Annotated in this window: 8 protein-coding genes and 2 pseudogenes; 4 read left to right on the forward strand and 6 right to left on the reverse strand. The window is 67.8% G+C overall.

Features of this window, described 5'->3' with window-relative positions; translation table 11 throughout:
* Window positions 1-2: 2 nt before the first annotated feature.
* A complete protein-coding gene (gene pabB, locus ACZY0Y_RS12750; protein ID WP_463883094.1) occupies window positions 3-2,069 on the reverse strand; it encodes an aminodeoxychorismate synthase component I in 2,067 nt (688 codons plus the stop codon).
* The gene (locus ACZY0Y_RS12755; RefSeq protein WP_463958321.1) at window positions 2,066-2,647 is read right to left on the reverse strand and encodes a low molecular weight protein-tyrosine-phosphatase; all 582 of its coding nucleotides are present in this window, start codon (window positions 2,645-2,647) and stop codon (window positions 2,066-2,068) included. The genes pabB and ACZY0Y_RS12755 overlap by 4 nt, the downstream gene beginning before the upstream one ends.
* A gap of 102 nt (window positions 2,648-2,749) precedes the next feature.
* On the opposite strand from ACZY0Y_RS12755, the gene ACZY0Y_RS12760 reads away from it, so the two are divergent.
* The gene (locus ACZY0Y_RS12760) at window positions 2,750-4,318 is read left to right on the forward strand and encodes an acyl-CoA synthetase (RefSeq protein ID WP_463958323.1); all 1,569 of its coding nucleotides are present in this window, start codon (window positions 2,750-2,752) and stop codon (window positions 4,316-4,318) included.
* Window positions 4,319-4,338: 20 nt separating this feature from the next.
* Here ACZY0Y_RS12760 and ACZY0Y_RS12765 read toward each other — a convergent pair whose 3' ends face one another.
* The 4 genes from ACZY0Y_RS12765 to ACZY0Y_RS12780 form a co-directional block, all read right to left on the reverse strand.
* Window positions 4,339-4,962 carry a LysE family transporter gene (locus tag ACZY0Y_RS12765; protein WP_024367074.1) on the reverse strand — a complete coding sequence of 208 codons (624 nt, stop codon included), beginning with the start codon at window positions 4,960-4,962 and terminating at the stop codon, window positions 4,339-4,341.
* An 83-nt stretch (window positions 4,963-5,045) separates the two neighbouring features.
* Window positions 5,046-5,597, reverse strand: a complete 552-nt coding sequence (locus ACZY0Y_RS12770) for a dihydrofolate reductase family protein (protein WP_463958324.1) — start codon at window positions 5,595-5,597, stop codon at window positions 5,046-5,048.
* 100 nt (window positions 5,598-5,697) lie between these two features.
* Entirely contained in the window at window positions 5,698-6,156 is a 459-nt protein-coding gene (locus ACZY0Y_RS12775; protein ID WP_463883100.1) for a hypothetical protein, read from the reverse strand.
* 71 nt (window positions 6,157-6,227) lie between these two features.
* A complete protein-coding gene (locus tag ACZY0Y_RS12780) occupies window positions 6,228-7,043 on the reverse strand; it encodes a methyltransferase domain-containing protein (protein ID WP_463883101.1) in 816 nt (271 codons plus the stop codon).
* A 120-nt stretch (window positions 7,044-7,163) separates the two neighbouring features.
* Here ACZY0Y_RS12780 and ACZY0Y_RS12785 point away from each other — a divergent pair.
* The 3 genes and pseudogenes from ACZY0Y_RS12785 to ACZY0Y_RS12795 all read left to right on the forward strand — a co-directional run.
* Window positions 7,164-7,466: pseudogene (locus ACZY0Y_RS12785) on the forward strand (amino acid permease); the annotation flags it as partial.
* A 97-nt stretch (window positions 7,467-7,563) separates the two neighbouring features.
* A pseudogene (locus tag ACZY0Y_RS12790) lies at window positions 7,564-7,827 on the forward strand (amino acid permease); the annotation flags it as partial.
* Window positions 7,828-7,867: 40 nt separating this feature from the next.
* Window positions 7,868-8,173 (forward strand): amino acid permease, encoded by a 306-nt coding sequence (locus ACZY0Y_RS12795; RefSeq protein WP_463958325.1) that lies wholly within the window; start codon window positions 7,868-7,870, stop codon window positions 8,171-8,173.
* The last annotated feature ends 138 nt before the right edge of the window (window positions 8,174-8,311 follow it).

Genomic DNA, 8,311 nt, shown 5'->3' on the forward strand with positions numbered 1-8,311 from the left:
CGTCAGCCGGCCGGGAACTCCGCGCCCAGCGCGGAGAGGACACCGAAGGCCTTGGTCCGGATCTCCTCGTACTCCTCCTGCGGCGAGGAATCCGCCGTAATCGCGCCGCCGACGCCGAGGCTCAGCCCGGTGCCGGCCCCGGCCTGGTCCGTGAGGACGAGGGTCCGGATCGCGACGGCCAGGTCGGTGGCGCCACTGAGCGAGAAATAGCCGATCGCCCCGGAGTACACACCCCGCGGTGCGCCCTCGAGCCGGTCCAGGATCGCCATGGTGCTGACCTTGGGGGCGCCGGTCATGGAACCTGCCGGGAAACAGGCCGCGACGGCCTCGGCCCGGGGCATGCCGGGCCTGAGCCGGGCATCGATGGTGCTCACCATCTGGTGGACCGTGGCATAGCTTTCGATCGCGCAGAGCCGGCTGACCGACACCGAGCCAGGCACGGCGAAATGGCTCAGATCGTTGCGCAGCAGGTCCACGATCATGATGTTTTCGGCGCGGTCCTTCGGTGAGGACGCCAGCTCGTGCCGCAGCTGCGCGTCCTTGGCGGGATCCGCATCCCGGTGCCGGGTGCCCTTGATGGGCTCGGCGCGCATCCCGCCGTCGGCCGCGATCCGCAGGAACCGCTCCGGGGAGGTGCTTGCCACGGTGAGGTCCCCGAACCGCAGGTAGCTGGCGAACGGTGCGGGATTCCTCCGGCGCAGTGCCAGGTAGGCCTGCCGCGGGTCCAGGGCGGCGGCCGGAAGTACGGCCGTCAACGCCGTGGTCAGGCAGACCTCGTAGGTGTTGCCCTCGGCGATCTCGTGCTGGGCCCGGGTGATTTTGGCTTTGTAGGAGACTTCCGAGTCCCGTGCGGCGAAGTCCAGGGCGTGGCCAGGGATGTAAGGTCCGACGGCGCCCCTGGCTCTGTCCTCCAACCCGGATGCCGCCGCCTGCCCGAAGGCCGCCCCGGCCGCGGCGGCGCGGGCGGTCTCCAGCCAGTCCCCGGCCTCCGCGGTGTCCAGGGCCAGGAGCCAGACCGTGCGCTCCACATGGTCCAGGACCACCGCGCGGCCGGCGAACAGCAGGCAGGCGTCGGGGGTTTCGGCGGTGACGTCGCTGCCGCCGGTCTCACGTTTGAGTTCGTAGCCGAGGTAGCCAAGCCAGCCCAGGGTGAACTCGCACGGGTAGTCCTCCGGGCCGCGGAGGGTGCGGTGGCCCCAGACTCCATCAAGCCAGCGGAAAAACGGCCCGTCGGTGGTGACGCTGGCGTTGCCGACGCTGACCCGGGTTGTTCCCGAACTGTGCCGGACCGACTGGCCGTGCGGGCCGCCGTCGTCCGCCAGGATGCTGAAGCGGCTGCGTTCCGACGCAGTTCTCCCGTCGGGGGCCAGGGAGGAATCGAGCCAGACGGCATTGGCCGAGCGGCCGAACAGGGACTCGAACAGCAGGGCCGGGTCCGGGTCGGCGTCGATCCGTTCGGCGCGGAGCTGAAGGCCGCGGCGGGCGCCACGTTCGGGGAGCAGCACCGGGGCCAGCGACGGCAGGTATTGGAGGGCCTGCAGCACTTCCGCCGGGGCGGCGCCGTCGGCAAGGTTGAGCACCCGGATATCGGCGCGGGCCGGAACGTCGTCCCCGGCCAGCCACGCCTCCTCCTGGGCGGCCCACTCATCCCAGAAGGGTTCGTAGCTTTCGCCGTCGCGGGCCAGGGCCCTGCTGCGCCGGTCCTGTTCGGGCGAATCGGCCCAGATCGCCGCGGCCAGGTAGGGCCGGGCGGCCTCCGCTGCGGCTCCCACCCCTTCCACCAGGACGATTTCGGCGGGCTGGGTGGTGCGGGTGTCGCCGTCGTAATGCGCGGTCCAGTCCCAGCTGACCCATTCGGCGGGATCGCCGCGGTGCAGCGGGGCCAGGACCGTGGAGACGTAGCGCTCAATGCCGGCCGCGAGTCCGTTCCAGCCGGGGTAGATGTCTTCAAGATGGAAGAGAGAGACCTTGTGGTGTTCGCGGAGCCGTGCCGCCAGTTCGATCGCCAGGGTGGTCTTGCCGGCGCCGGATCGTCCGTCGATGGCGATGATGACGGGGGCGGGACTCATGAAATAGAGCGTACCGGCTGCTGTGCATTGGGTTGATCACTTCCCAGCGGCTGCCCGCCCGGCCCTTGACGCCGGGCGAGCTCCGTCCGGACATGCGCCACGATCCCGGGGAGTGCGGCGTTGATCAGGTTCCAGATGAGGTCGAAGTCCGCGTGGCCGCCGTACCAGGGGTCTTCGATGCCCTGGTCAAGGGCGTCCCTGCCCGCGACGGCCGGATCAAAGCTGCGCAGCATCCGGATCTTGGACAGGGCAGCGCGGTCCGGCGCCGCCTGCTGGAGCCAGCCGAAGTGGTCCACCTCGAGGGCCAGGATGAGGTCGCGGGTTGCGAACCACTCGCCCCGCCATTCGCGTGCCACGTGACGCTCCGAGGTGATGCTGTGGGCGGTGAGCTTGCGGGCGGCCCGCGGGTCAATCGGACGGCCAACCTCATAGTCGGTGGTTCCGGCGGAATCCACCACGGCGCCGGCCAGGCCATCCGCGGCGATGGCCTCCGCCAGCATCAATTCGGCCATCGGGGACCGGCAGATGTTCCCGGTGCAGACCGCGATGATCCGGTACTGGCTCGACGTTGAGGTCATAGTGCAAGCATGGATCATGCGGGTCCGCTTGGCTAGTTTCACGTCAGTGGATGTTACAAAGTTTGTCACATCGTATTTACCTCACAGTAGAAAGGATTCGCCGTGGAGAATTTTGGCATCGGCTCGTGGCTGCAACGTCGCCGCCCGAAGTCCGGCAGCAAAACCGCCCTGATCAGCGGAGACCGGAAACTCAGTTATGAACAGTTCGCGGACCGGACCGTCCGGCTCGCCCACGCCCTGAGGGACCGCGGCGTGGCCAAGGGGGACAGGGTTGCCTATCTGGGCGAGAACCACCCGTCCTTCCTGGAGACCCTCTTTGCGTGCGGAACCCTCGGCGCCATCTTCGTCCCGCTCAACACGCGGCTGGCGCCCCCGGAAATCCAGTTCCAGCTGCAGGACTGCGGCGCCGGGGCGCTGGCCCATGCAGGCAGCCTCGGGGACCTGGCAGCCCGCGGGTCGGCCGGCACGGCAGTGGCGAGGCTCGTCGTCGTCGGCGACGCCGGCAGTAACCCGCCGGTCCGGAGCGGAGTCGCTGTGGGCGCGACCGCGGTGGAGGACTTTGAGGACCTGGTGGCCTCCGGTTCGGACCAGCCGGTCGACGAACCGGTCACGCTGGACGACGGTGCCATGATCCTCTACACCTCCGGGACTACGGGCCGGCCCAAGGGGGCCCTGCTGACCCACGGCAACGGCACATGGAACTGCATCAACGTGATCGTTGATTTCGACTTCTCCTCGCAGGACGTGGCGCTGATGATTTCGCCGATGTTCCACGTGGCGTCGCTGGACATGGGCGTCCTGCCCACCCTCCTCAAAGGAGGAACCGTGGTGCTGGAGCCGAAGTTTGACCCCGGCCGGACGCTGGAACTCATTGAGCGGCACCGGGCGGTTACGTCCATTAGCGTGGTACCCACCACCTATCAGATGCTCGCCGAGCACCCGGCGTGGGCCACGGCGGACCTCGGCTCCTTGAACAAGCTCACCTGCGGCGGGTCAGCGGTGCCGGTGCGGGTGCTGGAGGCGTGCGAGGCACGCGGCCTGCGGTTCTCCAACGGCTACGGCATGACCGAGACTGCGCCCGGCGCCACCACCCTGCCGGCAGCCCGGTCCAGGGATCAGACTGGATCGGCCGGGCTTCCGCAGTTCTTCACCGATGTGCGGATCGCAGGCTTCGACGGGAACACCGCTGCGCCGGGGACGGTCGGCGAGATCCAGATCAAGGGCCCGAACGTGATCCCCGAATACTGGAACCGGGCTGACGCCACCGCCGAGTCATATACGGAGGGCGGCTGGTTCAAGTCAGGCGATATGGGATACAAGGATGACGACGGGTTCGTCTTCGTCTCGGACCGGATCAAGGACATGATCATCTCCGGCGGCGAGAACATTTATCCCGCCGAAGTGGAGCAGGCCATCACGGAACTCGAGGCGGTGGGAAGCGTGGCCGTCATCGGCGTGCCGGATGAGAAGTGGGGTGAAGTGCCCCGGGCCGTCGTTCTTCTGTGCGAGGGCGCCCACCTCACCGAGGAGCAGCTCAGGCGGTATCTGGAAGGACGCCTGGCACGCTACAAGATCCCCAAGTCCGTGCTGTTTGTCGATGAGATGCCCCGGACCGCCAGCGGCAAGATCAGAAAGGCCGACCTGCGGAAGCTGAGCGCCATCCAGCCATAACTGGCCGTGGCCTGCGCCCGTCAGTGGATGAGGGCCAGCATGACGCCGACGGCCATGAACAGCACGCCGAACGTCCGGTTGAGGATGCGCTGGCCGCGGGCATCGTGGGTAAAGCGCTGGAAGGTCTTGGCCGCGGCGGCGAAGAAGAACCACATCACCAGGATGTCGATCACGATCACGGTGGCAGACAGGGTCAGGTACTGCGGCAGGAGCGGGTTCTCCGGGCGGATGAACTGCGGCATAAAGGCCAGGAAGAACACGATCGCCTTGGGGTTCAACAGGTTGACCCACAGGCCGCGGCGGAACATGGAGAATGCCGGCTCGTTGCGCAGCGCGGCGGCCTTTTCCTGGTCCAGGTCGGGTTTGTGCCGGAACTGCTGGATGCCCAGATAGACGAGGTAGGCGGCGCCCGCGTAGCGGATCACGTTGAAGGCGACCGGAGAGCTGGCCACCAGCACCCCGACGCCGAGGGCCACGATCACGATGTGCACCACCAGCGCGGCCTGCTGCCCAAGGATCCCCCAAATGGAACGCCGGAAGCCGGAGTTCAGGGAATTGCTCATGGTGTTGATGGCGCCCGCACCGGGCGTAAAGCTGATCAGGACACCGGCGCCCGCCAGGGCCAGCCAAAGGGAAGGTTGCACTGATTCAGTTTACGGCCGCGGACACCCCTCTCACGCCGGGGGCTGCCGGCCGTCGGGAAGTCACCGGGAGCCTGACTCTCCCCTCAGCTGCCGCGCAGGCCGTAGCTCAGAATCATGTTGCCCTTGCTGGTCTGCTGGGATGACTGCAGCTCAAGCCGAGTCAGCGGATCGCCGTCGGTGAAGAGCCGCCGGCCACTGCCGGCGATCACGGGATGGACGATCAGCATCAGGCTGTCGAGCAGCCCTGCGAAGAGCAGTTGTCGGACCAGCGAGATGCTACTGAAGACCCCGATGTCGCCGCCGTCGCCGTCCTTCAGGCCCGCGACGAAATCCTCCAGCGGCCCCGCTATCAGCTGCGAGTTCTGCCACGCCAGCTCGCCGGTCAGGGTCCTGGATGCCACATATTTGGGCAGCGGGTTGATGAACCCGCCGAAGTCGGCGTCGGCTTCGGCGTTCGGCCAGTACTCCGCCCATTGCTGGTACCCAACGCGGCCCAGGAGCCCGGTATCGATCCGGCCCATCATCTCGTTCATCCCCGCGCCCAGCTCCGCATCGAAGCTGTCGAATTGCCAAAGGAACGGGTCTTCCACCACGCCGTCCACGGAACTGAACAGTCCGGCCGTCACGTGGCGCATGCTTCCTCCTCGTCACAGGGTGTCTGAGTGCACCCTAGCTGCGGATCCGCCGGCGGGGAATGGCTGGCGCGAACCTGGAAGATCCGACATGCGCAAGGGTTCAGCCACACCTGCCATGCTTTGAATGCGACCAGTGGAACATGGTCCTTGGCAGGTCCGCGTGACGTGGGTACTGGTCGAAGTACGAGCGCGCACGGGCCGACATGTAGCCTGTTTCGTCGATGGCGAAGTGGCCGATCAGCTGCATGCCCCGTTCGGCTGCTTTCGATTCCAGTTCTCGGGCCTCGTCCAGGATCGGATCCGGATAGCCGGAGGCTTCACCGAAGCTGCCGGGGTGGGCGATCGCAAAGTACCTTGTGTCCGCCGGGTCCAGTGCCGCGAGGACCGCATCCTGGAAAGGGACCAGGCAGCCCGCGAAATCCCCGGGGACGACATCCACGTCGCTTAGTTGCATGTCCGCGTCCAGGCAGATCAGCACGAGCCGGGGCATGGGCCTGCCGTGCTGGAGGATGAGCGGGCGGGCCAGTATCTCTAAGTCAAAGCCTGCTTGGATGATCATGTTTTGATGCTAAGAAACCTGCCCTTCGAGCTCCAGAGCCGGCGCCGGCTATGTGGACAACGGGCCGCCACTCACGCCCGGGCGATCACCTCGCCGTTGGGGATCAGGAACCAGCCGTCGTCCGTGGAACCCCAGCGGTGCCAGCCGGCCGAAATCCGGGCAAGGTCGGCGGCGTTGGCGAAGCCGTATTCGAGTGCTTGGTCCGCAAAGGCCGAGTGCAGCACGCGTTCGCCCCACACCCGGGCCTGCCAGCGGCGCTGCTGGCCGGTGGCATAGAGCCAGTTGCTGCTGGAGGGTGCGACGTCGGTGAACCCGGCGGACTGGGCCCAGGAAACCAGGCGTCGGCCGGCGTCGGGCTCGGCCCCGTTCCGGCGTGCGATCCGCTGGTAGAGCTCCATCCATTCATCCAGCTCGGGGACGGCCGGGTACCAGCTCATGCCGTGGAAATCTGCGTCGCGCACAGCCACGATCCCGCCGGGATTGGCGACGCGGCGCATTTCCCGCAGGGCCGCAACAGGGTCCGTGAGGTGCTGCAGGAGCTGGTGGGCGTGCACGACGTCGAATGTCTCGTCCTCGAAGTCGAGGTCGTAGATGTTGCCGGCGACGAACTCGACGTTCTGCACGCCCCGCTCGGCCGCGAGGGCGGCCGCCTGGCCGATCACCTCGGGCGAGCGGTCCAGTCCGGTGACCTTCCCGGGGGAGACGAGCCCGGCGAAATCGCACGTGATGCTGCCCGGCCCGCAGCCGACGTCGAGCACCGAAACCCCCGGGGTCAGGTGCGGGATTACAAACGCCGCGGAGTTCTCCGCCGTCCGGGAGGCATGGGCGCGGACCACCGACTCGTGGTGGCCGTGGCTGTACACATCTTCAGGCTGCTGCGCACTCATAATGAAACGCTACCGCCCCGCACCGGCAAATCCGCGAAAGCGGGGGAAACGGCCGGGAAGACGGCAGGATTTCGCGCACGGCCGTCCGGTTTGCCGCTTCCGGCCGGGGCGGTTCCGCGGATGATTAGAGGAGTGAACACCAACAGCAGCAAGCAGTCAGGGCTCGGCCTGTTCAGGGCCACCGGCATCTACGTCGGGGCGATCCTGGGCTCGGGAATCCTGGTCCTCCCGGCCATCGCTGCCAAGGAGGCAGGGCCGGCGTCGCTCCTGGCCTGGACCCTGCTGCTGGTGTTCTGCACCCCCGTGGCCTTCAGTTTCGCTGAGATGAGCCGCCAGCAGCCCGACGCAGGCGGAATCGCCCACTTTGTCATGCGCGCCTACGGACGCCGTGCCTCGGTCGTGGCCGGCTACCTCTTCTACTTCGCCATTCCCTTCGGTTCCCCGGCGACAGCCGTGATCGGCGGCAACTACATCGCCCACGCTGGGCGGCGGGCGCGGGACGGCGTTGGTGGCCGCTGCAGTGCTGCTGGCCGCCGCTTTCGCGAGCAACGCCGTCGGGATCCGGATGTCCAGCGGCATCCAGCTGGTGCTGATGGTGCTGCTCGGCGGACTGCTGGCACTGGCCGTCGCCCTGGCTGCACCGTTTGGACGGGCGGAGAACTTCGAGCCGTTCGCGCCGCACGGCTACTGGGCCGTGGGCGGCGTGGCCAGCCTGCTCTTCTTCTGCTTCGCCGGCTGGGAGGCGGTCACGCATATCGCCGGGGAGTTCCGCCACCCGGAACGTGACCTCAAACAGGCCACCTGGCTCACCCTCGTCGTGGTCGGTGTGGTCTACCTCGGCGTCGGTCGCCGTGCTGGGCCCCGCACTTCCGGGCAGCGAGGTGCCGATCGCGGAGCTGCTCGAAAAGGGACTGGGCGGACTCGCGGCGCCGCTGACCGCCGTCGCCGCCGCGGTGCTGACCTTCGGTCCGGTCAACACCTTTGTCGCCGGCGCCAGCAGGCTGGGGGCAAGCCTGGCGTCCGACGGCGTTCTGCCGCGGACCCTCGCGCGGGGCGCCGGTCCGGGGGAGGTGCCCACGGCCAGCCTGGGCCTGCTGGGCGTGATGACGTTGCTGTCCTCATGGTGTTGACGGGTGGTTCCGTGGCCGTTGTAGGGCCGTGGCTACCCGGGGGAGGCGGGTATGGCTTTGTTGCTGTGGCCGGACGACTCATCTCGTGACGGCTCCGAAGGATTGGCCGCCCGCCGCCCCGCGATGACCCGACCGCTG

It is taken from the genome of Pseudarthrobacter kochi (assembly GCF_055412805.1).

What these genes read in the sequence shown, in the direction of transcription:
- ACZY0Y_RS12780 (WP_463883101.1), bottom strand. Translation starts at nt 7,043, where the DNA reads ATGAGTGCGCAGCAGCCTGAAGATGTGTACAGCCACGGCCACCACGAG.
- ACZY0Y_RS12755 (WP_463958321.1), bottom strand. Translation starts at nt 2,647, where the DNA reads ATGACCTCAACGTCGAGCCAGTACCGGATCATCGCGGTCTGCACCGGG.
- ACZY0Y_RS12775 (WP_463883100.1), bottom strand. Translation starts at nt 6,156, where the DNA reads ATGATCATCCAAGCAGGCTTTGACTTAGAGATACTGGCCCGCCCGCTC.
- pabB (WP_463883094.1), bottom strand. Translation starts at nt 2,069, where the DNA reads ATGAGTCCCGCCCCCGTCATCATCGCCATCGACGGACGATCCGGCGCC.
- ACZY0Y_RS12770 (WP_463958324.1), bottom strand. Translation starts at nt 5,597, where the DNA reads ATGCGCCACGTGACGGCCGGACTGTTCAGTTCCGTGGACGGCGTGGTG.